The organism is Saccharopolyspora hordei, assembly GCF_013410345.1.
Taxonomy (GTDB): domain Bacteria; phylum Actinomycetota; class Actinomycetes; order Mycobacteriales; family Pseudonocardiaceae; genus Saccharopolyspora; species Saccharopolyspora hordei.
Genome location: NZ_JACCFJ010000001.1, coordinates 242,253 through 267,359, shown reverse-complemented (window position 1 = coordinate 267,359; position 25,107 = coordinate 242,253). Strand labels below are relative to the sequence as shown.

Sequence of the window (25,107 nt, the reverse complement as noted above, 5' to 3'; positions counted from 1 at the left end):
GTGCGAGCGTGTACGTGACCGTGCGTGACCACCGCGCTGTCGTTCTTCATCCGCTCGCGGCGAGCGGTTCCTCGACCTGCATCCGCGCACCCATGAGCTCCCCGAGCCCCCGGTACGGGTCGCCGTGCTCCACGCCGTCGGCGGTGCTGCGCAGCACCAGCTCGGACGCCCCGTCGGCCACGTCCTGCACCAGCTCGTCGTCCAGTTCGGACACCGCGTACTCGTCGAGGTAGAGCTCCAGCGACAGCGACCAGCCGGTGCGGTCCTGGTCGAGCCGGGCGCTGGCCACGTCGCGGCTGTCCACCCACTGCGCGCCGGGCCGCTCCCGCAGCTGGCGGACCGGCGTCGCGGCGAGCTCGCCCAGCTGCTCCAGCTCCGCCTCGCGGAACCGGGCCAGGGTGCCCGCCAGCAGGCGCTTGGTGGTGCTCGCGGAGCTGGGCAGCAGCACCAGCCCGCGGTCGGTGACCAGCAGGTCGTAGCTGCTGCCCGCGCACTGCACCGGGCTGACGATCCCGGCCAGCTCGGGCTCCGGCTCCGGCGCGGGCTTGCGCGCGTGGTTCAGCGGCACGCCGAGGTTGACCAGCGCCCGGTGCAGGCCGGGGACAAGCCGCGGGTCGACCACCGCGGGACGCACCAACCGGTCGGGGTCCAGCGGTTGGCCGCCGGCCAGCCGGACCTGCGACGGGCCGCCCCAGTCCAGCTCGTGGTGCGCGCGGCGCGCGCAGACCAGGGCGTCGACCACGGTGCAGCCGAGCAGCTCGACCAGCATGTCCACGGCCGCCTCGTCCACGAGCTCCGGGCTCAGGCCGGGGTTGAGCACCGGGTTGATCAGGTCGCGTCCCTGGCCGCGGTGGATGGCGGCCAGCACCCCGGCGATGGACGGCTGCACCGGCAGTCCGCTCTGCTCCACCGCGGCGCTGAGCAGCGCGGCCTGCTCGGCCACGTGCGCGGCACCGGCCTGCTTGGCCAGCTCCGGCCACGGCAGCCGGGGGCCGAGGGTGTCGACCGTCAGCCGGTCCTCCAGCTCCGGCACGCTCTTGCGCGGGTTGCGCAGCACCGCGAACGCGGGACGCTCGTCGGCCTCGCGCTCCCGGTTCCCGGCCCGCTTCATCGCCTCGATGCGGCGCCGCACCCGGCCCTCGGGGTCCTCGGCGATGGCCTGCTTGGCGCGCTCGGCCAGCTGCGGCTTGCGCGCCGGGTGGGACATGAACTTGCGGAAGCCCAGCAGCACGTCCGGGGTGTGGCCGATCGCCTTGGCCATGCTCAGGTACTCGTCGGCGTACTCCTGCCAGCCGATCCGGACGGCCACGGTCTTGCGCAGCGCCAGCACCGCGGTGCGGGTGCCGGCCTCCCGGACGGCGACCTCGTCGGCGGACAGCTCCAGCTCGTGCGCGGTGGTGGCGGCGATCGCGGTGAACGCCCGCGCGTACCCGGCGAACAGCCACTTCGTCGGCCCGCCGGTCAGGCTCGTCACGGTGCGCTCGACGCTGGCCGAGGTGCGGTAGGCGAGCACCGTCAGCCGGTTGCGCCCGGTCAGCCGACCGATCTCGTGCGCCATCACGGCCCGCAGCTCGCCGACGGTCAGCGCGGCCAGCAGCGGCAGCCCGAGCTCCAGGTAGCGGGTGCGGGTGCGCAGCCCGAGCAGCGCGGTGTCCTCCCGGACCACCACCACCGGCTCGGAGGTGATGCGGATCTCGTCGGGTGCCGGCGCCTCGGCCGCCGCGGCGATCGACTCGGTCATCCGCCACAGCTGGGGCTGCTCGCTGCGGCTCAGCAGCACCCCGCGCGGCCGCACCCGCGAGCGCAGCACGGCCCGCAGGCCGACCGCGAACAGGGCGCCGACGACCAGCGCGGCGGCAGCGGCCTTCAGCCCGCTGGTCTGGTCGTAGCGGAAGGTGACGACGGCGATCGTGAGCAGGCCGAGGACCAGCGCGATCGGGGCGACGAAGAAGGCGATGTGCAGCGCCAGTGCCAGGGCGGCTCGCCAGGGGCCTCGCACGGTGCAGAGCTCCGGAGGGGTGGACGGGGACGGTGGTGCAGTCTTGGTGACGGGACGGGTGCAGTCAATCCAGCAGCATCACGTCCACTGTGGACCCGGCGTCGAGCTCGGTGACGTGCTCGGGGACCTCGAGCAGGCAGTTCGCCTTCGCCATCCCGGCGAGCAGGTGCGACCCGGGCGCGCCCTGCAGGCTCACCGTCCCGGTTCCCGGGTCGTACCGGCCGCGCCGGTACTGCCGCCGCTCGGGCGGGGCGGTGAGCGGTTCGGTCAGCGTGGCCTGCCGCACCGGTCGTCGCGTCACCCGGTGCCCGGCCGCGGCGCGCAGCGCGGGGCGCACGAAGACCTCGAACGACACCATCGAGCTGACCGGGTTGCCCGGCAGCGTCACCACCGCCGTCCCGCCCCGGTAGCGGCCGCAGCCCTGCGGCATGCCCGGTTGCATCGCGACCTTGGTGAACTCGACCCCGTTGCCGGTGAGCGCGTCCTTGACCACCTCGTAGGCGCCCGCGCTCACCCCGCCGGAGGTGATGAGCAGGTCGGTGCCGTCCAGGTGCGGGGCCAGCGCCTCGTGGAAGGCGTCGACGTCGTCGGGCACGAAGCGCAGCAGCGTCGCCTCGCCACCGGCGTCGCGGACCGCCGCGGCCAGCATCAGGCCGTTGGACTCGTAGATCTGGCCCGGCTGCAGCGGGGTGCCGGGGGCGACCAGCTCCGAGCCGGTGGACAGCACGAGCACCCGCACCGGGCGGTGCACCGGCAGCTCCGCCGCGCCGACCGCGGCGGCCACGCCGAGCTGCGAGGGCCCCAGCGTGGTGCCCGCGGTGAGCACCGTCGCGCCGACTGCGACGTCCTCGCCCGCGCGGCGCAGGTGCGCGCCCGGCTGCACCGAGGTGAACACCCGCACGCGCTCGGTGCCGCGGTCGGTGCGCTCCACCGGGACCACCGCGTCGGCGCCCGACGGCACCTGGGCGCCGGTCATGATCCGGTGCGCGGTGCCGGGCTGGAGCGGCGGCACGTCGACCCGGCCCGCCGGGACGTCCTCGACCACCGGCAGCTCCACCGGCTGCTCCGGTCCGGCGTCGGCCAGGTCGACCGAGCGCACCGCGTAGCCGTCCATCGCCGAGTTGTCGAACGGCGGCAGCGGGATCGGCGCGACCAGGTCCTCGGCCAGCGCCCGTCCGAGGCAGTCCGCGAGCGGCGTGACCTCCACCTCGGTGGGCTGCAGCAGCGCGGCGACCGTCGCCTGGTGCTCGGCGACCGCGGTCAGGTCGGGGTTCGGTGTTCCGTGCGACACGCCCCGATCATCGGCCATGGCCACCCCCGCTGTCGCCACCGGCGTGCGGATCGACACCGGATCCCGCCGTGGCAGACTCGATCGAGCGCTCGGAACGATCTCCCGGGTGACCGCTGCGCGGGCCTCGGGCCTGGCGCTGTCCGCGACGGCCGCAGGTGTGCGCGGTGCCCGGTGAGCCGAGCGGTCCGAGGGGACAGGGAGGTACTCGTGCAGGTTCGGACCCGCCACACGCCGTCGTTCGGGGTGGCCCGGCTGGTGCTGGCGCCCGGCGAGCCGGTGCAGGTCGAGAGCGGCGCGATGCTGGCGAGCAGCTACGGGGTCACGGTGGAGGCGCGCGCCCAGGGCGGCTTCCTGAAGTCGCTGGCCCGCGCCGCGCTGGGGGGAGAGTCGTTCTTCGTGTCCACCTTCACCGCGCCGCAGCAGGGCGGCTGGGTGGACGTGGCGCCGAACCTGCCCGGCGACCTCAACGTGCTCGAGCTCGACGGGCGGGTCGGCTGGTGCGTCACCAAGTCCTCGTGGCTGGCGTCGGCGAGCACGGTGCAGCTGGAGACCCAGTGGGGCGGGTTCAAGAGCCTCTTCGGCGGCGAGGGCGGCTTCATGACCCACGCCGTCGGGCAGGGTCCGCTGGTGCTGTCCTGCTACGGCGCGCTGGACGTGGTGACGCTGCAGCCGGGTGAGTACGTGACGATCGACACCGGTCACGTGGTGGCCTACGCCGACACGGTGCAGAGCCGCCTGCGCCAGATCAGCCAAGGCGCGGTGCAGTCCCTCAAGAGCGGGGAAGGTCTGGTGTTCGATTTCGCCGGTCCGGGACAGATCTTGACCCAGACGCGGAATCCGCGAGGGCTCATCACCTGGTTGCAGGCGAATGGATTGGGCGCTCGGTCCTGACCGAATTGCACGCGAACGCATTCTGCGCAAGCGGCTGTTCGAGTGATTCGCGGGTGAGACGGGGGTGGTCGGCCCCGCGCGGACGCTGCGGACTCCCGCGTCGTCCGGACCGCCCCCGCGGGCTCGCAACCGGACTGCCAGGCGTTCCGCTGCAGGCGGAACGGATTGGTGCGGTTGGGGGATCATCTCGGCGCGATGACGGACGGTGCTCGGGAAAGGCACCCGTTCGGCTCAGCGTTTAACGGGAAAGTTGCATTGCTCAACCCGCGACGAGGCCCGAATTCGGGGGTAGTGTGGCCGGTGCTCCAGCGGCGCTCGCGCCGTGCATCACTTTTCATGAGGAGGACACCGTGGCGGTCGGCACGGTCAAGTGGTTCAACTCGGAGAAGGGCTACGGATTCATCGCGACGGATGGTGGGTCCGATGTGTTCGTCCACTACTCCGCCATCAACATGTCGGGTTTCCGCACCCTTTCCGAAGGCGATCGGGTCGAATTCGAGGTGAAGGCGGGGCGTGACGGCCGCACCCAGGCTGACGGGGTCCGCAAGGTCTGACGAGCTTCGCGCGCACGGCCCGGTCCCGACCGCGGGGCCGGGCCGTTGTGCTGGGCCTCACCGGGGGCGTTCACGCCCCGCTGGGGCAACCGTGAGACGAGCGTGATCTCGGCCGGTTAGGCTGCTGGCCGTGTCGGAAGACCTCACCGGGAAGCGCCTCGGCCACTACAAGATCGACGGAGTGCTCGGTCGCGGTGGCATGAGCGTGATGTACCGCGCCACCGATGTGCGGCTCGGCCGCAAGGTCGCCCTCAAGGTGATGGGCGAGCACATCACCGGTGATGCCGAGTTCCGCGAGCGCTTCGTCGACGAGGCGCGCAACACCTCGGCCATCGACCACGCCAACATCGTGCCGCTGTACGACTTCGGCGAGGTCGACGGCATGCTCTACATCGCGATGCGGCTGGTCGACGGCTCCGACCTGGCGAGCCTGATCAAGGACGGGCCGATCTCGCCGAAGCGGACCCTGGAACTGCTGTCGCAGGTCGCCGAGGCGCTGGACATGCTGCACGAGCGCGGTCTGGTGCACCTCGACCTCAAGCCGGCCAACGTCCTGGTGACCTCCCGCGAGTCCGCGCACGAGCACGTCTACCTGGCCGACTTCGGGCTCACCCGGCGCGGGGCGACCGGGCACCGCACCGCCAGCGGCGACTTCCTCGGCTCGCCGACCTACGCCGCGCCGGAGCACCTGCGCGGCGAACCGGTGGACGGTCGCACCGACCAGTACGCGCTGGCCTGCATGCTCTTCGCCTGCCTCACCGGCCGCCCGCCGTTCCAGGGGCAGGTGCAGGAGGTCATCCAGGGCCACCTGAACGCCGAACCGCCGCCGGCGACCTCGCTGGTGGTGCTGCCCGGCGGCATCGACGAGGTGCTGCGCCGGGGCATGGCCAAGAAGGCCGAGCAGCGGTTCGGGACCTGCCAGGAGCTGGTCGCGGCGGCGCGCGCCGCCCTCGGGCAGGCCGCCGGGGACGCCCCGCCGCAGCCGCGCCCGGCCGGGCCGGTGCCGGGCCCGGTGTCCGGCCCGCAGCCCGTGCAGTACCCGCCGAGCCAGCCTCTCCCTGCACAGGGCTACCCGCCGCACTACCCTCAGCAGCAGCCCCCGCGCCCGCTGCCACCGCCGGCCAGCGACCCGGTGCGGTTGCGTCCCCCGATGCCCGCGGGCTCGGCGTCGTTCGCGACCAGCTCCGGCAGCTCGGCGAAGTGGATCGTCGGGGGTCTGGTGGGCATCGCCCTGGTGCTCATCGTCGTGGTCTTCGTCGTGATGGCCAACATGGGCAGCTCCGGCGGCTCGACGGAGACGAGCACCACGACCTCGACACGCAGCAGCAACGAGCTGCCCACCACGGTCCCCACGGGCGACTGACCCGCAGGCACGTCGCTTGCACTCGCCAGGGGAGAGTGCTAAACACGGTATTGGCACTCAGCAAGGTTGAGTGCCAGGTCGGGACGGTGAGGCCGTCTCCGGCGGTACCACCTGACGGTACCGTCGCGCGGTCGTCCGTCGCGGGCACCGAGCCTGGCCGAGCACGAGTCTTGCCGTGGGGTGCGAACTCACCTCCGCGGCGTCCAGACAGGTGGAGGACCACACCGCAATGGCCAAGATGATCGCGTTCGACGAGGACGCCCGCCGCGGTCTTGAGCGCGGCATGAACACCCTCGCCGACGCCGTCAAGGTGACGCTCGGCCCGAAGGGCCGCAACGTTGTGCTCGAGAAGAAGTGGGGCGCACCCACCATCACCAACGACGGCGTCTCCATCGCCAAGGAGATCGAGCTCGAGGACCCGTGGGAGAAGATCGGGGCCGAGCTGGTCAAGGAGGTGGCGAAGAAGACCGACGACGTCGCCGGTGACGGCACCACCACCGCCACCGTGCTGGCCCAGGCCCTGGTGCGCGAGGGCCTGCGCAACGTCGCGGCCGGCGCCAACCCGATCGCCCTGAAGCGGGGCATCGAGAAGGCCACCGAGGCGATCTCCGAGCAGCTGCTCAAGAACGCCAAGGAGGTCGAGACCAAGGACCAGATCGCCGCCACCGCCGCGATCTCGGCCGGCGACCGCCAGATCGGCGAGCTGATCGCCGAGGCCATGGACAAGGTCGGCAAGGAAGGCGTCATCACCGTCGAGGAGAGCAACACCTTCGGGCTGGAGCTGGAGCTCACCGAGGGCATGCGCTTCGACAAGGGCTACATCTCGCCCTACTTCGTGACCGACTCGGAGCGGATGGAAGCGGTCCTGGAGGACCCGTACGTCCTGCTGCTGAGCTCCAAGGTCTCCAACGTCAAGGACCTCCTCCCGCTGCTGGAGAAGGTCATGCAGGCCAACAAGCCGCTGCTGATCATCGCCGAGGACGTCGAGGGCGAGGCGCTGGCCACCCTGGTCGTCAACAAGATCCGCGGCACCTTCAAGTCGGTCGCCGTCAAGGCGCCGGGCTTCGGTGACCGCCGCAAGGCGATGCTGCAGGACATGGCCATCCTGACCGGCGGCCAGGTCATCAGCGAGGAGGTCGGCCTCAAGCTGGAGAACGCCGACCTGAACCTGCTGGGCCGTGCCCGCAAGGTCGTCGTCACCAAGGACGAGACCACCATCGTCGAGGGCGCCGGTGACGACGAGCAGATCGCCGGCCGGGTCAACGAGATCCGCGCCGAGATCGAGCGCTCGGACTCCGACTACGACCGCGAGAAGCTGCAGGAGCGGCTGGCCAAGCTGGCCGGCGGCGTGGCCGTCATCAAGGCCGGTGCGGCGACCGAGGTCGAGCTCAAGGAGCGCAAGCACCGCATCGAGGACGCGGTCCGCAACGCCAAGGCCGCGGTCGAGGAGGGCATCGTCGCGGGTGGCGGCGTCGCGCTGCTGCAGGCCGCGCAGGCTGCCTTCGGCGACCTGAAGCTGGAGGGCGACGAGGCCACCGGTGCCAACAGCGTGAAGATCGCTGTCGAGGCCCCGCTGAAGCAGATCGCCGTCAACGCCGGCCTCGAGGGCGGCGTCATCGCGGAGAAGGTCAAGGGCCTGACCCCGGGCCACGGCCTGAACGCCGCGACCGGCGAGTACGAGGACCTGGTGCAGGCGGGCGTCCTGGACCCGGCCAAGGTCACCCGTTCCGCGCTGCAGAACGCCGCTTCCATCGCCGGTCTGTTCCTGACCACCGAGGCCGTGGTCGCGGACAAGCCGGAGAAGGAGGCCGCGGGCGCTGGCGCCGGTGCCGACCCGATGGGCGGCATGGGCGGCATGATGTGACCTGCCCCTAGGCGACCGGAGGGCCGTCCCCGTTCGGGGGCGGCCCTTCGCCGTTCCCGGGGCTCCTCGCCGTGTGACAACGACCGGGAGCTGCGGTTGCGGTGCCGGGATGAGCGGCTCCCTGCTGGAAGTCATCGCGCTGGACGCCGCCGACGCGGAGGCCGCGCAGGCCGGCGGGGCGGACCGGGTCGAGCTGTGCCGGGACCTGGCCGCCGACGGCCTGACCCCGGACCCGGCGACCGTGCGCAGCGTGCTGGCCGCCACCGACCTCCCGGTGCGGGTGATGGTGCGCGAGGACGCCGGGTTCACCGCCGACGTCGACCTGCTGCGGCGGCGGGTCGGGGAGCTGCGGGAGGCCGGCGCCCAGGAGTTCGTGCTCGGCTTCCTGGACGAGCACGGGCAGGTCGACGTGGGCTCCACCCGCGCCGTGGTCACCGAGCTGGGTGGCTGCCCCTGGACCTTCCACCGCGCCGTGGACCACGCCGCCCAGTACCGGATGGCGTGGAACCACGCGGTGTCGCTGAGCCCGGACACCGTGCTCACCGCGGGCGACCCGGACGGGGTCGACGAGGGCCTTCCCCACCTGCGGGAACTCGCCGCGGTGCAGGACGTGGAGGGGGTGCGGCTGCTCGTCGGCGGCGGCCTGCGCGAGGAGCACGTGCCCGACCTGCGCGCGGCCGGTGTGCGCGCGTTCCACGTCGGCAGCGGCGCCCGGACGTCCGGGGCGGTGGACGCCGACCGCGTCCGCGCCTGGCGGGAGCTGCTCGACTCCTGACCCTCCCGACACACCGGGGCGTGTCGGGACGGACCGGGAAGGACCGGGTCAGGCGGGTGCGCGCGGGTCGTCGGACCTGACCGGGCGCTGCCTGCCAGCGATCGTGACCGGGATGTGCTCTCCTTGATCCCGTCGGGAGTCCAGGCGAGGTAGGGGTCATGTCCGTTCGAAGTGCCCGGCGGCGGTTCGTCACGGTCGCGGCGCTCGTGTGCGCCGTGCTGGCGGGGTGCACCGAGAACCCGCAGTCGGCAGGGCCGCCGCCCGCGCAGTCGCTGCCCGGGGAGGGCCTGCCGCAGGTGACGCCGCAGCCGCAGCAGATGCGGCGGCTCGGCGACGACATCGCGGTGCGGGGCAAGGCTGAGCTCCTGGTCGACCAGGTGGTCGACCAGCCCACCCGTGACCTGGCCGCGCAGGTGCTGCGGATGGCCGGAGCGAGCGACGTCGTGGTGCGGGAGGAGGGGCAGCCGCCCGCCGAGGACGTGGCGCTGCGCATCGAGATCGGCCGCCGCGGCACGCGGGCCGCGGCGCAGGGGCTGCGGGACTTCGGTTTCACCGCCCCGGGGAACCTGCCGCCCGAGGGCTACGTCCTGGCCGGGCGCGGGGGCACCGACCCCGCGGTGGTCATCGGGGCGTCCGACCCGGCGGGCGCCTACTACGGCGTGCAGACGCTGCGCCAGCTCGCCTCGCCGGGACGCATCGCCGGTGTCGGCATCCTCGACCACCCGGACATGCCGCTGCGCGGCAGCGTCGAGGGCTTCTACGGCCCCCCGTGGACGCACGAGCAGCGCATGGACCAGCTCGCCTTCTACGGCGACGTCAAGCTCAACACCTACGTCTACGCGCCCAAGGACGACCCGTACCACCGGGAGAAGTGGCGTGAACCGTACCCGGCGGAGGAGTTCGCCCGGGTGCGGGAACTGATCGCGCAGGCGGCCAGGCACCACGTCAAGTTCACCTTCGCGCTCTCGCCCGGCACCTCCATCTGCTACAGCGACGAGTCGGACGTCCAGGCGCTGCTGGCCAAGCTGCAGACCGTCTACGACGCCGGGGTGCGCGACTTCTCCGTGCCGCTGGACGACATCTCCTACACCCAGTGGAACTGCCCGGGCGACCAGGCGAAGTACGGGCCCCCGTCGCAGGCCGCGGCGGGCCGGGCGCAGGCGGAGCTGCTCAACCGCGTGCAGCACGAGTTCGTCGACACCCACCCCGGGGTGGCGCCGCTGCAGTTCGTGCCCACCGAGTACTCCGACGTGGAGGACTCGCCGTACAAGACGGAGATCCGGTCCACGCTGGACCCGCGGGTGCTGACGATGTGGACCGGGGACGGTGTGATCCCGCGCCAGATCACGGTGTCCGACGCGGAGAAGGCCGAGCAGGTCTGGGGACGCAAGCTGTTCCTGTGGGACAACTACCCGGTCAACGACTTCAAGGGCTCGGTCGGCCGGGTGCTGCTCGGCCCGTACGCCGAGCGGGAGCCCGGGCTGGACCAGCAGCTCACCGGTGGCCTGGTCAACCCGATGAACATGGCCACGGCGAGCCAGGTGGTGGAGACGGGGGCGGCCGACTTCTTCTGGAACGACTCGGACTTCGACGCGCGGCGGGCCTGGCGCGCGGCGGCCGAGCACCTGGCGGGCAGGCGCTTCGCCGGGGACCGGCCGGGCCTGGTCGCCGACCCGGCGACCGTGGAGGCGCTGCTGGTGTTCTTCGACCTGGAGACGATGGGGCCGCTGCCCAACGGGTCGCCGTGGCTGCCGCAGGCACCCGAGCTGGCGCGGCGCTTCGACCAGTTCCGGTCCGACTGGCACAGCGGCGACCGCGCGGGCGCGGTGCGGGAGCTGCGCGGGTACGCGCAGGCGGTCGCGGAGGCGCCGGGGCGGGTCCGTGCGGGAGCGCCACCGGCCTTCGTCGAGGAGACGGAGCCGTGGCTGGCCGCGACCGAGCTCTGGGGACAGGCGCTGGTGCGCACGGTCGACGGCCTGGAGGCGCGGGCCGAGGGCGACGAGGCCGCGGCGTCCGCCCGCTTCGGCGAGGCCCAGCGGCTCGCGGCGCGCGCGGCCGAGATCCGCACCGAGCCCGACAAGGTCCTCCCGCAGGGGACGGTCTACGTCGGCGACGGCGTGCTGGACACCTTCATCGAGCAGGCGCCCGGGCTGCGCTGATCACTCCTCCGGGACGACCAGCCAGCAGGCCAGGTAGAAGAGGATCCCGGAGCCGAAGCCGAACAGCGTCAGGGCGATCAGCGCGACCCGGACCAGGGTGGCGTCCACGCCGAGCGCCTCGGCGGCCCCGCCGCACAGGCCGGCGATCATCCGCTCGTCGCGGCTGCGCCGGAACTTCCGCTCCGGTGTCTCGGTGCTGGTGGTGTGGGGGATCTCGTCGGTCATGCTTCGATCGTGGCGCGAGAGGCGCCCCGGCGGGTCCGGAACGCCCCGGAGGCGGTCCCTGACCCGGCCCCGACCCACCCCCGACGCCGCGGCGGGTCAGGCGCTGCAGGGCCGGTGCACGTCCAGCAGGTCGGTGCCCTTCTCCTCCCAGCGGTCGTAGAGCGCGTCCCGGCCGTAGCGGGCGACCAGCTGGGCCTCGTTCCGGGTGATCGGGACGAGTGTGATGAGCTGCAGGACCGGCTCGCCGGTGTCGTCGAGGAGGACGTCGAACTCGTCGTCGAGGTACGGGTGGGGCGCGGCCAGGGCCCCGGCGATCTCGGTGTCCGGCAGCAGCACGCGGTCGTTCATGATCAACGCGCCGTACCCGACGCGGCTGTTCGACTCGGTCAGCAGTTCGGCGACCACACCGGTCAGGTGGCGGGCGTGCAGCTCCTGGTCGGCCTTGAGCGTGCACAGCAGCTCCTGGGGCAGCGGCGCGCCCGCGGTGCGGTCGCGCAGGCCGCTGGTCAGGACGGTGACGTGCGCGCCGTCCGGGTGGTCGCAGTACACCAGGTGGTAGCCGCGGTCGCGGCCGCTGCTGGTGACGCTGCTGTCGGCGCCGCGGACCCGGCCGACGTGCTTCTCGATGTGCGCGGGCAACCCGCTGAACCGGCTCAAAGCGCCCCCTTCCGAGGTCGCCGCGATCCTATCGACGCGCGCGGGCGGGCCTGACACGCAGCAGCCGCCTGGCCCGGCCTGGAGGTCCGCACAGGCACCGACGGGGGCAGGCACGTGCCTGCTGGGTGATCCGATGATCGCCACCGAGCCGTTCGGTCGCCTACGCTCGCGGTATGGCGGTGGATGACGCGTTCGACTTCAAGTCCCCGGCCGAGGTCGCCAAGGCGCTGGACGGCACCGGGTACCTGCCCGACGACGGCATCGCGACTGCGGCGTTCCTGGCGATGCGGATGCGTCGCCCGCTGCTGTGCGAGGGCGAGCCGGGCACCGGCAAGACCGCGCTCGCGCAGGCCCTGGCCAGCGCGCTCGGGGTGGACCTGATCCGGCTGCAGTGCCACGAGGGCATCGACGCGGCCCAGGCGCTCTACGACTGGGACTTCCCGCGGCAGCTGCTGCACCTGCGCACGCTGGAGGCGGCCTCCGGGGGCGAGCTGGACGCCGAGGCCGCCGAGTCCTCGCTCTACACCCGCCGGTTCCTGCTGGCCCGGCCGCTGCTGCGGGCGCTGCAGGAAGCGCCGTGCGTGCTGCTGGTCGACGAGATCGACCGCGCCGACGACGAGTTCGAGGCGTTCCTGCTGGAGGTGCTGTCGGAGTACGCGGTCACCATCCCGGAGTTCGGGGTGGTGTCGGCGCCCGAGCCGCCGATCGTCGTGCTCACCTCCAACCGGACCCGCGAGGTGCACGACGCCCTGAAGCGGCGCTGCCTGTACCACTGGCTGGAGCACCCGGACCTGGAGCGCGAGGTCGCGATCCTGCGGCGCCGGCTGCCGGGGCTGGACGAGCGACTGGCGCAGCAGGTGGCCGCGACCCTGCAGCGGATGCGGCAGATGGAGCTGCTCAAGCCGCCGGGGGTGGCCGAGGCGCTGGACTGGGCGCAGGCGCTGCAGGCGCTCGGGCAGGACGAGCTGGACACCGAGGTCGCGGCGACCACGCTGGGCGCGGTGCTGAAGTACCGCGAGGACGCGGAGCGGGTCCGCGCGGCGGGCGTGCTGGCCGCCGAGCGCTGACGCCGGCTGGAGGGGCGCGATGCACACCGTGACCGGGCTCGTCGGGTTCGCCCGTGCGCTGCGGCACTCCGGCATGGCCTGCGGGCCGACGCGGGTGCAGGCCTTCCTCGCCGCCGTCGAGGAGGTCGGCCTCGACCGCGACGCGCTCTACTGGGCGGGCCGCCTGACGCTGTGCTCCGACCCCGACGACGTGCCGCGCTACGACGCCGCGTTCACCGCCTGGTTCGGCGGGGACGGGGTGTCCGCGGAGCCGGTGGGCCGGCCGCAGCCGCGGCCCTCGCAGATCGCGGCGCTGGCCCCGGCCGACGCCGGCGCGGGGGCCGAGGGGGAGGACCGCCCGTTGGCGGCCGCGGCCAGCGACGCCGAGGTGCTGCGCCGCCGCGACCTGTCCGAGCTCGGCGTCGCCGAGCGCGAGCACCTGCGGCGACTCCTCGCGGTGCTGCGCCCCGACCCGCCGTCGCGCCCGGCGCTGCGCCGCCGCCCGAACCAGCGCGGCACGTTGAGCTCCCGGGCCACGCTGCGCGAGATGCTGCGCTCGGGCGGTGAGCCGGTGCGGCTGCGGCGGCAGCGGCGCTCCCACCGGCCGCGGCGGGTGGTGCTGCTGGTCGACGTCTCGGGGTCGATGAGCCCGTACGCGGACGCGCTGCTGCGGTTCGCGCACGTGGTGGTGCGCAGGTCGCCCGCCAGCACCGAGGTCTTCACGCTCGGCACGCGGTTGACGCGGGTGAGCAGGCAGCTGCGGCAGCGGGACCCGGAGGCCGCGCTGCTGGCCGCGTCCCACGCGGTGCCGGACTTCTCCGGGGGCACCCGGCTCGGCGAGACGCTGCGGGTGTTCCTGGACCGGTGGGGCCAGCGGGGCATCGCGCGCGGGTCGGTGGTCGTGCTGTTCTCCGACGGCTGGGAGCGCGGTGACGCCACCGAGCTCGCCGACCAGATGCGGCGGCTGCGGCGGTTGGCCCGTGCGGTGATCTGGGCGAACCCGCACGCCGGGCACGACGGGTACCAACCCGTGCAGTCCGGGATTGTTGCGGCCATGCCGCACGTTGACCGGATGGTGGCCGGGCACAGCCTGCGTTCGCTCGAGGACGTGTGGTCATGGGTCCGCCGGTTGTCCCGACGTGGTGTCGGAGGGGCGAAGTGCGAGGACTAGCAGCGGTTCCCGGGGGCTCCGGACGCGACTCCCACGGGAGTCCCCTCGGAGTCGCGGATCCCCGGCGCGGCGAACGGACCGTGGAGCCGGTTCGGGTCAGGTCCCGCGCCGGTGGTGCTCGGTCGGGCGGTGCGGTGAGAGCGGAGGTGCGCTGTGCGCGACGTGCTGGATGAGTTGACCAAGCGCTGGGAGGCGGGCGAGTCCGTCGGGCTGGGCACCGTGGTGGCGACGTTCCGCTCGGCGCCGCGCCCTCCGGGGGCCTCGATGCTGGTGACCAGCGACGGCCAGGCCTTCGGCAGCGTGTCGGGCGGCTGCGTCGAGGGCGCGGTCTACGACGAGGCGACCGCGGTGCTCGCGGGCTCCGAGCCGGTGGTGCGCCGCTACGGCGTCAGCGACGACGACGCGTTCGCGGTCGGACTGACCTGCGGCGGGATCCTGGACGTGTTCGTGGAGCGGGTGGACCGCGAGACCTTCCCCGGCCTCGACGAGGTCGCCGCGTCGGTGCGCGCCGAGGAACCGGTCGCGGTCGTCACCGTCGTGGAGCACCCCGACGCGGCGCGGGTCGGCGCCCACCTGCTGGTCTGGCGCGACCGCAGCAGCGGCAGCCTGGGGTCGGACCGGATCGACGACGCGGTCCTCGACGACGCGCGCGGCATGCTGGCCAGCGGCCGCAGCGGGGCCATCGAGTACGGCCCCGAGGGGCAGCGGCGCGGCGAGGGCCTGCGGGTGTTCGTGAACTCCTTCGAGCCGCCGCCGCGGATGCTGGTGTTCGGCGCGATCGACTTCGCCGCCGCGATGGCCCGGATGGGCGGCTTCCTCGGCTACCGCGTGACGGTGTGCGACGCGCGGCCGGTGTTCGCCACGCACAGCCGGTTCCCCGGTGTCGACGACGTGGTCGTGGACTGGCCGCACCGCTACCTGGCGGCCGAGGCGGCGGCGGGGCGGGTGGACGAGCGCACCGCGGTCATGGTGCTCACCCACGACCCGAAGTTCGACGTGCCGGTGCTCAAGGAGGCGCTGCGGCTGGACCTCGGCTACGTGGGCGCCATGGGGTCGCGCCGGACCCACGAGGACCGGCTCCGCCGGCTCCGCGAGGAGGGCCTCACCGAGGAGGAGCTGGCCAAGCTGTCCTCCCCGATCGGCCTCGACCTGGGCGCCCGCACCCCGGAGGAGACGGCGGTGTCCATCGCGGCGGAGCTGATCGCCCTGCGCTGGGGCGGTCGCGGCGTCCGCCTCGCCGAACTCGACGGCCCCATCCACCACCACACCGACCACCCCCGCCACACCCCCGACGACTCCTGACCCGACGGACCCCGCCCCCGGCAGGCGTGAGGGGCACTTTCCCCCGGTCGGGGAGGTGCCCTCTTCCGGGGCCGTGAGGTCGGGGGTTCCGTGGTGCGGTCGGTGGGGACCGGCACCCGTCGCGACCGCCGTGCCAGGGGCGACGGTCCGGGTCAGGTGAGGTCGACGAGGGTGTCCACACCGGACGGGGAGGAGCAGCGCACCCGCGCGCCCGGGGGCAGCCTCGGGTCGGTGGCGTAGCGGTGGGCCAGCTCGCGCTCGGCGGCCTCGTCGCCCTCGTCGGCGGCCAGCAGGAGCGCCGCGACCTCGTCCACCAACTCCACGTCGACGGCGTCGTCGGTGGTCACCAGCGCGCCCCAGAAGTCCCAGAGCAGCAGCTCGTCGCGACGGCGGTGCGCCAGCTCGCGCAGCACGCAGTTCGCCACGAACCACCCGCCGCGCATCGGGTGGTCCGGGCCGACCCCGTAGCGGTCCACGTCGACCTCGCCGCGCCGGTGCGCGGTCCACACCTGCGCCGCGGTGGCGAACGGCGCCGAGGTCGCGCCGCACGGGACGTCACAGGTGTCGAACGGCCAGTCCGCCTGGTCCAGCTGGGCGTCGGCGAGGACCCAGCGCTGCCCGTCCCAGTGCTCGACGACCACGTGGTCGGCGTGGAAGCCCTCGTGGAAGTAGGCGGCGAAGCCCACGCGGCTGCGGGCGGGGATCCCGTGCTGGCGCAGCGCCGCGACGGTCAGCAGCGTGACGTCCCGGCAGCAGCCGACCACCCGCTCCTCCAGCGGGCGCGGCTCGGTCAGCGGCACCGGGAACCGGCTCTGGTCGGTGGCGAGCAGGCGCTCGGCCCAGCGCGAGTCGATCTCGGCGAGCCGGTCACCGGTGAACGGGATCCTGGCACCCCGGTAGTGCACCACCAGGCCGCCGGTGACGCCCACCAGCTGCCGGACGTCCGTGGGCAGCGCCTCGAGCAGCGGCGCGTACTCGCCCGGATCGGTGAAGCGGGAATGGCGGGCGAACTCCTGCGGCGTCGTCATCAACTGCGGACGGTGGGGCTGATCTCCGCGTTCCTCCACTCCATTCCGCCGGCACTGCCCCGGTCGCTACGGAACGCGATCAGGTAGCCAGCCGTTTGCGCGCTTGCCCGCGCCTGTGTGGCGTAGCAGGCTCTACCGATGTGACGCCCGTCACCCAGGCGGAGTAGTCCAGGTTCCCGATCGTCCGCGCACCGCGGGCCAGTTCCTCCGAGGAGGCCGCCCAAATGCCGCGCATCACCGTCAACGTCGACGGCACGCACTACACCGATGAGGTGGAACCGCGCCTGTTGCTCGTGCAGTACCTCCGCGAGCGACTGGGCAAGGTGGGCACCGTCGTCGGTTGCGACACCAGCAACTGCGGCGCGTGCACCGTCCACCTGGACGGCCGCAGCGTGAAGTCCTGTTCCGTCCTCGCTGTGCAGGCCGACGGACATGACGTGACCACCATCGAAGGTCTCGCCCAGGACGGCCGGCTGCACCCGCTGCAGCAGGCCTTCCACGACAACCACGCCCTGCAGTGCGGGTTCTGCACCCCCGGGATGATCATGCAGGCGCTGGACCTGCTCGCCGAGGTGCGCGACCCCGACGACCAGCAGATCCGGGAAGGCATGGAGGGCAACCTCTGCCGCTGCACCGGCTACCAGAACATCGTCCGCGCGGTCTCCGACGCCGCCCAGCGCATGGAACCGGGAGCCGGGCCGGAGGCGGAACGGACCGGAGACGCCCCAGCACCGCGCACGCCCGCTGACGAGCACGCCCAGCCGAAGGTGACGGGAGGACAGCAGGCATGACCTCGGTCGTGGAACCCGAACTGGGACGTTCCCGCAAGCGCAAGGAGGACGCGCGGCTGATCACCGGCCGCACCCGCTGGACCGACAACATCACCCCCGCGGGCACCCTGCACCTGGCGATCCTGCGCAGCCCGGTCGCGCACGCCCGCATCCGGTCGATCGACACCGAGGCCGCGCGGCGGATGTCCGGCGTCACCGCGGTGTTCACCGGCCGCGACCTGGCCGACGAGCAGGGCAGCCTGCCGTGCGCCTGGCCGATCACCGAGGACATGAAGGCCCCGGCGGCCCCGCCGATGGCGGTCGACGAGGTGCGCTTCGCCGGTGAGGCGGTCGCGGTCGTCGCCGCCCGCAGCGCGGCCGAGGCGCGCGACGCGCTGGACGCCATCGACGTCGACTACGACGACCTGCCGGTGGTGCTCGACATGGAGTCCGCGCTGCAGCCGGGTTCTCCGCTGGTGCACGAGGACCTGGGCACCAACCGCAACGCCACCTGGACCTTCGACTCGGCGGAGGCCGGCACCGGTGGGGACGTCGAGGAAGCGCTGCGCAACGCCGAGGTGCGCATCGACCGGACCTTCCGGCAGCAGCGGCTGATCCCGGCGTTCATGGAGCCGCGCTCGGTGGTCGTCGACCCGACCGGCGAGCAGATCACCGTGTGGTCGGCCACCCAGGTGCCGCACATCCTGCGGCTGATGCTGGCCATGTCGCTGGGCGTGCCGGAGCAGAAGATCCGGGTCATCGCCCCGGACGTGGGCGGCGGTTTCGGCGGCAAGCTGCAGGTGACGCCGGAGGAGTTCATCGCCTTCGTGCTGGCCCGCAAGCTCGGCCGGCCGGTGAAGTGGACCGAGACCCGCTCCGAGACGATGGTGTCGGCCCACCACGGCAGAGACCAGGTCCAGAAGCTGTCGATGGCGGCCACCCGGGACGGCACGATCACCGGGCTGAAGGTCGAGCTGCTCGCCGACATGGGCGCCTACCTGCGGCTGGTCACGCCGGGCGTGCCGATCCTGGGCGCCTTCATGTTCAACGCGATCTACAAGATCCCGGCGTACCACTTCAGCTGCACCAACGTGTTCACCAACAAGACGCCGACGGACGCCTACCGCGGCGCCGGACGCCCGGAGGCGACCTTCGCCATCGAGCGGATGGTGGACGAGCTCGCCGCCGAGCTCGGCATGGACCCGGTGGAGCTGCGGCGCAAGAACTGGATCAACCACGACGAGTTCCCGTACACCACGGTCGCCGGGCTGACCTACGACTCCGGCAACTACGAGGCCGCCACCGACAAGGCGCTGGAGCTGTTCGGCTACCAGGGCTTGCGCGAGGAGCAGGAGGAGCGGCGCCGCCGGGGTGACACGGTGCAGCTGGGCATCGGCATCTCGACGTTCACCGAGATGTGCGGCCTGGCCCCGTCGCGGGTGCTGGGCTCGCTGTCCTACGGCGCGGGCGGGTGGGAGCACGCCTCGATCCGCGTGCTGCCGACCGGCAAGGTGGAGGTCGTCACCGGGTCCTCGCCGCACGGGCAGGGGCACGAGACGGCGTGGAGCCAGATCGTGGCCGACCGCTTGGGCGTGCCGTTCGAGGACGTCGAGGTGCTGCACGGCGACACCCAGGTCTCGCCGAAGGGCCTGGACACCTACGGGTCGCGGTCGCTGGCCGTCGGCGGCATGGCGGTGGTGCAGGCGGCCGACAAGGTGATCGAGAAGGCCAAGAAGATCGCCGCGCACATGCTGGAGTGCAGCGAGGACGACGTGGAGTTCACCTCCGGGCGCTTCGGGGTCCGCGGCACCGACCGGGGCACCGCGCTCGGCGAGGTGGCGCTCGCCGCGTTCGCCGCGCACGACCTGCCCGACGGGGTCGAGCCGAACCTGGACGCCGAGGCCACCTTCGACCCGGAGAACTTCTCCTTCCCGCACGGCACCCACCTGTGCGCGACCGAGGTGGACACCGAGACCGGGCAGGTGAAGATCCGCGAGTACGTCTGCGTGGACGACATCGGCACCGTGGTCAACCCGCTGATCGTGGAGGGCCAGGTGCACGGCGGGCTCGCGCAGGGCATCGCGCAGGCGCTGTTCGAGGAGGCCGTGTACGACGAGAGCGGCACCCTCACCACCGGCACGCTGGCCGACTACCTGGTGCCGTCGGCGGCCGACCTGCCGGAGTTCACCACCGACCGCACCGAGACGCGGGCGACCTCGAACGTCCTGGGCGTCAAGGGCGTCGGCGAGGCGGGCACCATCGCCTCGACCCCGGCCGTGGTGAACGCGATCGTGGACGCGCTGCGGCCGATGGGCGTCTCCGACGTGGAGATGCCGTGCTCGCCGCAGCGGGTGTGGCGCGCCATCACCGGCGCCCGCGCGAGCGGTGCCACCGCACCGGAAGCCGGTGGCGGACTCGGTTCGGTCGACCCCCAGGGAGGTGCCCGGTGATCCCCGCCCAGTTCGAGTACGTCGCACCCTCCACAGTGGAGGAAGCGGTCACGGCGCTGGCCCAGGTCGGTGACGAGGGCAAGGTGCTGGCCGGCGGGCAGAGCCTGCTGCCGGTGCTGCGGATGCGGCTGGCCGACCCGCAGCTGCTGGTCGACCTCAACCGCATCGAGGAGCTGCGCGGCGTCCGCGAGGACGGCGACGCGCTGGTCATCGGCGCGATGACGACCCACCACGACGTGCTGCGGGACCCGCTGGTGCAGCAGCACGCCGAGCTCATCGCGCTGGCCACCCGCACCGTCGCCGACCCGCAGGTGCGGCACCGCGGCACCTTCGGCGGGTCGCTCGCGCACGCCGACCCGGCCGGTGACCTGCCCGCCCCGGCGCTCGCGCTGGACGCGGAGATGGTGCTGGCCGGGCCGTCCGGTCGGCGCACCGTGCCGGCGTCGGAGTTCTTCGTCGACTACTTCACCACCGTGCTGGAACCGGGCGAACTGCTGGTCGAGGTGCGGTTGCCGAAGTGGACCGGCTGGCGCGCGCACTACGAGAAGTTCAACCGGGTGGCGCAGGCGTGGTCCATCGTCGGCGTGGCGGCCGCGGTGCGGGTCGAGGACGGGCAGATCGCCGAAGCCCGCATCGGGCTGACCAACATGGGGCCGACGCCGGTCCGCGCGACCGGGGTGGAGCAGGCCCTGGTCGGCCGGCCCGCGACGGCGGAGGCCGTGCGCGAGGCGGCGCGGCACGCCACCGAGGGCACCAGCCCGACCGCCGACGCCAGCGCCGACGTCGACTACCGCAAGCACCTCGCCGAGGTGCTCACCGGCCGGGCGGTGCTCACCGCCGCGGGCGGGTAGGCGCGAGCCCCGGGCCGGCCGCGGGGCGAGCCGCGGCCGGCCCGGCCCCGGGGCGGCCGGTCGGACCCGGGCACGCCGCCGCGGAGGCGAACTCCCCGATGATCCGAACGGGGTATCGGTGGGGCGCTCGGGCTGGGAAGCTGGAGGGAGACGCCTCAGCACAAGGACGGCCCGCCGGGCCGAGTTCGAACCAGGAGGACATCCCCGTGCAGATGCAGCACCAGTTCAGCGTTCCGGCACCGGTCGAGGTGGCGTGGCAGGCGCTGCTCGACCCGGAGCGGGTCGCACCGTGCATGCCCGGTGCCAAGCTCACCAAGGCCGAGGGCAACGAGTTCTCCGGCTCGGTGAAGGTCAAGCTCGGACCGGTGACCCTGCTGTACAAGGGGACCGGCACGTTCAAGGAGGTCGACGAGAAGGCCCGGCGCGTGGTCATCGACGCCAGCGGCAAGGACTCCCGCGGCAGCGGGACCGCCGCGGCGACCGTCACCGCGGTCCTCACCGAGGAGGGCGAGGGCACCGCGGTCACCGTCGACACCGACCTCAAGGTCACCGGCAAGCCCGCGCAGCTGGGCCGCGGCCTGATCTCCGAGGTCGGCGGCAAGATCATCGACCAGTTCGCGGCGAACCTCGCCAAGCAGCTCACCGAGGAGGGCGCCCCGGCGGCCAGCAAGCCCGCCGAGGCCGCCGCAGCCGAGCCCGCCGCGGCGAAGCCCGCGGCCGCGGAGGCCGGCTCCACCGACGGGTCGGGTCCCGCGAGCAAGAAGGAGGAGCCGAGCTGGCGGGTCACGCCGGCGGCCGGGGGCAGCGACTTCTCCAGCTCGGCGAAGGAGCAGCCGTCGCGCCGCGCGGACGCGATCGTCACCGGTGGCGAGACCTCCTCGGACGAGGCGATCGACCTGCTCGGCACCGCGGGCGCCCCGGTGCTCAAGCGGTTCGCCCCGATCGCGGTGGCGGTCGTCGTGCTCGGCGTGGTCTTCCGGCTCGTCCGCCGTCGCCGCCGCCGTCGCGGCTGAGACCGTCACGGGCACGGTGGGCCCGCCCCACCGTGCCCGTCAGGCGCGGCGCAGGGCGTTGACCCGGCGGAGGCGTTCCAGCCAGTACTGCTGCACCTCCGCCGTGGGGGTGGCCGCGGCGACCAGCGCCGGGGCCGGTTCCGGCGGGCGGCGCGGCACCGGGAGCCGCCCGTCGACCGGGAGCAGGGAGTCCGCGACGACGTCGCCGTCCAGCAGCGCCACCGTGCCCAGGCCGCAGGCGAACGGCAGCTCCGGCAGCGCCCCGGCCAGGGCGAGCTGCGCGGAGAGGCCGATGCTCGTCTCCACCGCCGACGACACCACGCACGGCAACCCGCACGCCTCGGCCACGCGCAGCGCGCGGCGCACCCCGCCCAGCGGCGTGGCCTTGATGATCGCCACGTCCGCCGCCTCGGCCACCGCGACGCGCAGCGGGTCCTCGGCACGCCGGATGCTCTCGTCGGCCGCGATGCGCACGTCCACCTGGCGCCGGACCGCGGCGAGCTCGTCCACCGACGGGCAGGGCTGCTCGGCGTACTCCAGGCCGCCTGCGGCCCGGTCCAGCTCGCGGATCCGGGCGACCGCGGTGTCGACGTCCCAGGCGGCGTTGGCGTCCACGCGGATCGCGCCGCCGGGCCCCAGCGCGTCCCGCACGGCGGCGACGCGCTCGACGTCCTCGCCCGCGCTCTGCCCGGGCTCGGCGACCTTGACCTTCGCGGTGCGGCAGCCGGAGGCGGCGACGATGGCGTGCGCCTTCTCCGCGGGCACCGCCGGGACCGTGCAGTTCACCGGGACGCTGCTGCGCACCGGCTCCGGCCACTCCTGGGTGCACGCCTCCAGCGCGGCGGTGAGCCACGGCACCGCCTGTGCGTCGTCGTAGTCCTCGAACGGGCAGAACTCGCCCCACCCGGCCGGACCGCTGAGCAGCACCCCGCGCCGCACCGTGACCCCGCGGAACTCGTTGCGCATCGGCAGCGCGTACACCCGCACCGCGTCCAGGTCCGCCAGGTCGATCACCGCAGGGTCCATGCCCTCGATCCTGTCACCCCGCCCCCGGGCCGGCGGGCCGAGGGGACGCCGGTCAGGCGACGCTCGGGCGGCCGAGGTCGAAGACGTCGACCTCGAAGCGCGCCCACTGCTGGCGCAGCGCGGTGACGCCGTGGTCGAGGATGTAGTTGAGCTCGCCGAGGGTCACCGGCAGCAGCGTGAAGACCTGGAGCTGCTCGACGCCGTCCTGGTCGGTGAACCGGGTGAACTCCGGCGGGAACATCGGGTGGCCGCTGGCCAGCACGCCGTGGAACTCGGTGCCCGGCAGCAGCGGCTGCTCGTTCGGCACGATCTGGTCGGGCACCAGGTGGGTGCGCTGCTGCACCAGCACCTCGGCGGTGAGGTCGACCAGGTGCCGCGCCGCCTCGGCCTGCTCCTTGTAGACGGTGCAGGCCAGCTCCTGGGCCGGGTCGGCGCCCAGCGGCTGGAAGCGCAGGCCGCTGCTGATCACCGTGGTCAGGTGGTAGCGCTCGAGGTAGAAGAAGACGAGCCCGTAGCCGCGGTTGGTGCCGCGCACGTTCGGCGGTTCGGCGCCGGTCGGGGTGCCGGCGTGGCGTTCGAGGTTCTCCGCGAGTCCGACGAACCGGTGCGCCCCGCCCATGGCGGTGCGTTCCTGCTCGGTGGTCATCCGCTCTCCAGTGTCCCTGCCTGCGGTGCGCGCGGCGCACTCGTCCTGCTCCCGGCGTCGCCCGCGATCGCCCGGTCACCCGCAGTGTGCGCGGACCGCAGTGCGGTGGGGGCTGCGGTGCCGCGCGGCCGCGGCGACCGGGGCCGGGGTCCGACGTGCCTGGTCAGCTCGCGTGCGTCACCGCAACCGTAGCGGCTGCCAGCCCCACCGTGGACACATTTGGGTGACAGGTGACCGTGTGTGTCGGGGAATTTCGTCACCCGACCTCCGGGACCGCGGGACCGAGCAGGTCGTCGGCGTCGACGATCCGGTACGCGTAGCCCTGTTCGGCGAGGAACCGCTGCCGGTGCGCCGCGTAGTCGGTGTCGAGCGTGTCCCGCGAGACCACGGAGTAGAAGTGCGCCTGCTTGCCGTCGGCCTTCGGCCGCAGCAGCCGGCCGAGCCGCTGCGCCTCCTCCTGGCGCGAGCCGAAGGTGCCGGACACCTGCACCGCCACCGACGCCTCCGGCAGGTCGATGGAGAAGTTCGCGACCTTCGACACCACCAGCCGGTTGATCTCCCCGCGCCGGAACGCGTCGAACAGCGCCTCGCGCTCCTTGTTCTTCGTCGAGCCCTCCACGATGGGGGCGTCCAGCGCCTCGCCGAGCTCGTGCAGCTGCTCCAGGTAGGCGCCGATGACCAGGGCCGGCTCGCCGGGGTGCCGGTCCAGGATCGCCTTGACCACCGGGGTCTTGGTGCGCGCCGTGGAGCACAACTTGTAGCGCTCCTCGGCGTCCGCGGTGGCGTACTGCAGGCGCTCGTCGTCGGTGAGCGTCACCCGGACCTCGACGCACTCGGCCGGGGCGATCCAGCCCTGCGACTCGATGTCCTTCCACGGCGCGTCGTAGCGCTTGGGGCCGATGAGCGAGAACACGTCGCCCTCGCGGCCGTCCTCGCGGACCAGCGTCGCGGTGAGCCCCAGGCGCCGCCGGGACTGCAGGTCGGCGGTCATCCGGAACACCGGGGCGGGCAGCAGGTGCACCTCGTCGTAGATGACCAAGCCCCAGTCGCGGGAGTCGAACAGCTCCAGGTGCTTGTACTCGCCCTTGGACTTGCGCGTGATCACCTGGTAGGTGGCGATGGTGACCGGGCGGATCTCCTTCTTCTCGCCGGAGTACTCGCCGATCTCGTCCTCGGTCAGCGAGGTCCGCTCGACCAGCTCCCGCTTCCACTGCCGGCCGGCGACGGTGTTGGTGACCAGGATGAGCGTGGTGGCCTGCGCCTCGGCCATGGCCGCCGCGCCGACCAGCGTCTTGCCCGCGCCGCAGGGCAGCACCACGACGCCGGAGCCGCCGGCCCAGAACGACTGCACCGCCTGCGCCTGGTAGTCGCGCAGCTGCCAGCCGTTCTGCTCCAGCGTGATCGGGTGCGCCTCGCCGTCGACGTACCCGGCCAGGTCCTCGGCGGGCCAGCTGACCTTGAGCAGCATCTGCTTGAGCCGGCCGCGCTCGCTGGGGTGCACCACGACGGTGTCGTCGTCGATGCGCTGGCCCAGCATCGGCTTGATCTTCTTGTTGCGCAGCACCTCTTCGAGCACCGCGCGGTCGAGGGACTTCAGCACCAGCCCGTGCGCGGGGTGGTTGACCAGCTGCAACCGGCCGAAGCGGCCCATCGTCTCGACGATGTCGACCAGCAGCGGCTGCGGCACCGGGTAGCGGGAGAAGCGCACCAGGCCGTCCACCACCTGCTCCGCGTCGTGCCCGGCGGCGCGCGCGTTCCACAGCGCCAGCGGCGTGATGCGGTAGGTGTGCACGTGCTCGGGGGCGCGCTCCAGCTCCGCGAACGGCGCGATCGCGGTGCGCGCTTCCTCGGCGAGGGCGTGGTCGACCTCGAGCAGCAGCGTCTTGTCGGATTGGACGATCAGGGGTCCGTCGGTCACGGGTGCGAGCTCCCTCGGGTCCGCAGGCGTTCAGTGAGGTCGCCGGCAGCGGGCGGCCTGCGTGCGCTGGTCACGCGCCACCGACGAGGGTACTGGCCACGGCCGACG

21 protein-coding genes are annotated in these 25,107 nt (G+C 73.3%); 13 read left to right on the top strand and 8 right to left on the bottom strand.

Features of this window, described 5'->3' with window-relative positions; all coding sequences use genetic code 11:
* Positions 1-46 precede the first annotated feature (46 nt).
* Both HNR68_RS01285 and moeA read right to left on the bottom strand, forming a co-directional pair.
* Positions 47-1,999 (bottom strand): M48 family metalloprotease, encoded by a 1,953-nt coding sequence (locus HNR68_RS01285; protein WP_179716793.1) that lies wholly within the window; start codon positions 1,997-1,999, stop codon positions 47-49.
* Between the two features lie 64 nt (positions 2,000-2,063).
* Positions 2,064-3,308 (bottom strand): molybdopterin molybdotransferase MoeA, encoded by a 1,245-nt coding sequence (moeA, locus tag HNR68_RS01280; RefSeq protein WP_179716791.1) that lies wholly within the window; start codon positions 3,306-3,308, stop codon positions 2,064-2,066.
* 189 nt (positions 3,309-3,497) lie between these two features.
* Here moeA and HNR68_RS01275 point away from each other — a divergent pair, with 189 nt between their 5' ends.
* From HNR68_RS01275 to HNR68_RS01250, 6 genes are all read left to right on the top strand, one after another.
* On the top strand, positions 3,498-4,181 hold the full coding sequence (locus HNR68_RS01275) for a TIGR00266 family protein (protein ID WP_179716789.1): 684 nt from the start codon (positions 3,498-3,500) through the stop codon (positions 4,179-4,181).
* Between the two features lie 350 nt (positions 4,182-4,531).
* Positions 4,532-4,735, top strand: coding sequence for a cold-shock protein (locus tag HNR68_RS01270; protein ID WP_093268692.1), 204 nt, complete (start codon positions 4,532-4,534; stop codon positions 4,733-4,735).
* Positions 4,736-4,865: 130 nt separating this feature from the next.
* A complete protein-coding gene (locus tag HNR68_RS01265) occupies positions 4,866-6,098 on the top strand; it encodes a protein kinase domain-containing protein (RefSeq protein ID WP_179716787.1) in 1,233 nt (410 codons plus the stop codon).
* Between the two features lie 229 nt (positions 6,099-6,327).
* Positions 6,328-7,962 carry a chaperonin GroEL gene (gene groL, locus HNR68_RS01260; protein ID WP_179716785.1) on the top strand — a complete coding sequence of 545 codons (1,635 nt, stop codon included), beginning with the start codon at positions 6,328-6,330 and terminating at the stop codon, positions 7,960-7,962.
* 109 nt (positions 7,963-8,071) lie between these two features.
* Positions 8,072-8,737, top strand: coding sequence for a copper homeostasis protein CutC (locus HNR68_RS01255; protein ID WP_179716783.1), 666 nt, complete (start codon positions 8,072-8,074; stop codon positions 8,735-8,737).
* A gap of 158 nt (positions 8,738-8,895) precedes the next feature.
* On the top strand, positions 8,896-10,896 hold the full coding sequence (locus tag HNR68_RS01250) for a glycoside hydrolase family 84 protein (RefSeq protein ID WP_179716780.1): 2,001 nt from the start codon (positions 8,896-8,898) through the stop codon (positions 10,894-10,896).
* Here the strand turns inward: HNR68_RS01250 and HNR68_RS01245 are convergent, their stop codons facing one another.
* Together HNR68_RS01245 and HNR68_RS01240 are read right to left on the bottom strand one after the other, a co-directional pair.
* Positions 10,897-11,121 (bottom strand): PspC domain-containing protein, encoded by a 225-nt coding sequence (locus HNR68_RS01245; protein WP_179716778.1) that lies wholly within the window; start codon positions 11,119-11,121, stop codon positions 10,897-10,899.
* Positions 11,122-11,217: 96 nt separating this feature from the next.
* Entirely contained in the window at positions 11,218-11,778 is a 561-nt protein-coding gene (locus HNR68_RS01240) for a suppressor of fused domain protein (protein WP_179716776.1), read from the bottom strand.
* A 173-nt stretch (positions 11,779-11,951) separates the two neighbouring features.
* Between HNR68_RS01240 and HNR68_RS01235 the strand changes: the two genes are divergently transcribed.
* The 3 genes from HNR68_RS01235 (at position 11,952) to HNR68_RS01225 (ending at position 15,297) form a co-directional block, all read left to right on the top strand.
* Entirely contained in the window at positions 11,952-12,845 is an 894-nt protein-coding gene (locus HNR68_RS01235) for an AAA family ATPase (protein ID WP_179716774.1), read from the top strand.
* Positions 12,846-12,864: 19 nt separating this feature from the next.
* Positions 12,865-13,995, top strand: a complete 1,131-nt coding sequence (locus HNR68_RS01230) for a vWA domain-containing protein (RefSeq protein ID WP_179716773.1) — start codon at positions 12,865-12,867, stop codon at positions 13,993-13,995.
* 153 nt (positions 13,996-14,148) lie between these two features.
* Complete coding sequence (locus HNR68_RS01225) at positions 14,149-15,297, top strand: XdhC family protein (RefSeq protein WP_179716772.1); 1,149 nt, start codon at positions 14,149-14,151, stop codon at positions 15,295-15,297.
* A 152-nt stretch (positions 15,298-15,449) separates the two neighbouring features.
* Here HNR68_RS01225 and HNR68_RS01220 read toward each other — a convergent pair whose 3' ends face one another.
* Positions 15,450-16,325: a transglutaminase-like domain-containing protein gene (locus HNR68_RS01220; protein WP_179716771.1), complete on the bottom strand. Its 876-nt coding sequence runs from the start codon at positions 16,323-16,325 to the stop codon at positions 15,450-15,452.
* Positions 16,326-16,549: 224 nt separating this feature from the next.
* Between HNR68_RS01220 and HNR68_RS01215 the strand changes: the two genes are divergently transcribed.
* From HNR68_RS01215 to HNR68_RS01200, 4 genes are all read left to right on the top strand, one after another.
* Positions 16,550-17,116, top strand: coding sequence for a (2Fe-2S)-binding protein (locus tag HNR68_RS01215; RefSeq protein WP_179716770.1), 567 nt, complete (start codon positions 16,550-16,552; stop codon positions 17,114-17,116).
* Positions 17,113-19,545, top strand: a complete 2,433-nt coding sequence (locus HNR68_RS01210) for a xanthine dehydrogenase family protein molybdopterin-binding subunit (protein WP_179716769.1) — start codon at positions 17,113-17,115, stop codon at positions 19,543-19,545. The genes HNR68_RS01215 and HNR68_RS01210 overlap by 4 nt, the downstream gene beginning before the upstream one ends.
* Positions 19,542-20,396, top strand: coding sequence for an FAD binding domain-containing protein (locus tag HNR68_RS01205; RefSeq protein WP_179716767.1), 855 nt, complete (start codon positions 19,542-19,544; stop codon positions 20,394-20,396). Before HNR68_RS01210 ends, HNR68_RS01205 begins: the two co-directional genes overlap by 4 nt.
* Positions 20,397-20,602: 206 nt before the next feature.
* Positions 20,603-21,409 (top strand): SRPBCC domain-containing protein, encoded by an 807-nt coding sequence (locus tag HNR68_RS01200; RefSeq protein ID WP_179716765.1) that lies wholly within the window; start codon positions 20,603-20,605, stop codon positions 21,407-21,409.
* 39 nt (positions 21,410-21,448) lie between these two features.
* Here HNR68_RS01200 and HNR68_RS01195 read toward each other — a convergent pair whose 3' ends face one another.
* The 3 genes from HNR68_RS01195 to HNR68_RS01185 all read right to left on the bottom strand — a co-directional run bounded on the left by HNR68_RS01195 (position 21,449) and on the right by HNR68_RS01185 (position 24,999).
* On the bottom strand, positions 21,449-22,435 hold the full coding sequence (locus HNR68_RS01195) for an o-succinylbenzoate synthase (RefSeq protein WP_179716763.1): 987 nt from the start codon (positions 22,433-22,435) through the stop codon (positions 21,449-21,451).
* A 52-nt stretch (positions 22,436-22,487) separates the two neighbouring features.
* On the bottom strand, positions 22,488-23,081 hold the full coding sequence (locus tag HNR68_RS01190; RefSeq protein WP_179716761.1) for a suppressor of fused domain protein: 594 nt from the start codon (positions 23,079-23,081) through the stop codon (positions 22,488-22,490).
* Between the two features lie 256 nt (positions 23,082-23,337).
* On the bottom strand, positions 23,338-24,999 hold the full coding sequence (locus HNR68_RS01185) for a DNA repair helicase XPB (protein WP_179716759.1): 1,662 nt from the start codon (positions 24,997-24,999) through the stop codon (positions 23,338-23,340).
* Positions 25,000-25,107 lie beyond the last annotated feature (108 nt).

Bases quoted from the DNA above. Each gene is read 5' to 3' on its own strand.
- HNR68_RS01220 (WP_179716771.1), bottom strand. From the start codon at position 16,325: ATGACGACGCCGCAGGAGTTCGCCCGCCATTCCCGCTTCACCGATCCG.
- HNR68_RS01235 (WP_179716774.1), top strand. From the start codon at position 11,952: ATGGCGGTGGATGACGCGTTCGACTTCAAGTCCCCGGCCGAGGTCGCC.
- HNR68_RS01250 (WP_179716780.1), top strand. From the start codon at position 8,896: ATGTCCGTTCGAAGTGCCCGGCGGCGGTTCGTCACGGTCGCGGCGCTC.
- HNR68_RS01255 (WP_179716783.1), top strand. From the start codon at position 8,072: ATGAGCGGCTCCCTGCTGGAAGTCATCGCGCTGGACGCCGCCGACGCG.
- HNR68_RS01245 (WP_179716778.1), bottom strand. From the start codon at position 11,121: ATGACCGACGAGATCCCCCACACCACCAGCACCGAGACACCGGAGCGG.
- HNR68_RS01210 (WP_179716769.1), top strand. From the start codon at position 17,113: ATGACCTCGGTCGTGGAACCCGAACTGGGACGTTCCCGCAAGCGCAAG.
- HNR68_RS01195 (WP_179716763.1), bottom strand. From the start codon at position 22,435: ATGGACCCTGCGGTGATCGACCTGGCGGACCTGGACGCGGTGCGGGTG.
- HNR68_RS01215 (WP_179716770.1), top strand. From the start codon at position 16,550: ATGCCGCGCATCACCGTCAACGTCGACGGCACGCACTACACCGATGAG.
- HNR68_RS01230 (WP_179716773.1), top strand. From the start codon at position 12,865: ATGCACACCGTGACCGGGCTCGTCGGGTTCGCCCGTGCGCTGCGGCAC.
- HNR68_RS01190 (WP_179716761.1), bottom strand. From the start codon at position 23,081: ATGACCACCGAGCAGGAACGCACCGCCATGGGCGGGGCGCACCGGTTC.
- groL (WP_179716785.1), top strand. From the start codon at position 6,328: ATGGCCAAGATGATCGCGTTCGACGAGGACGCCCGCCGCGGTCTTGAG.
- moeA (WP_179716791.1), bottom strand. From the start codon at position 3,308: ATGGCCGATGATCGGGGCGTGTCGCACGGAACACCGAACCCCGACCTG.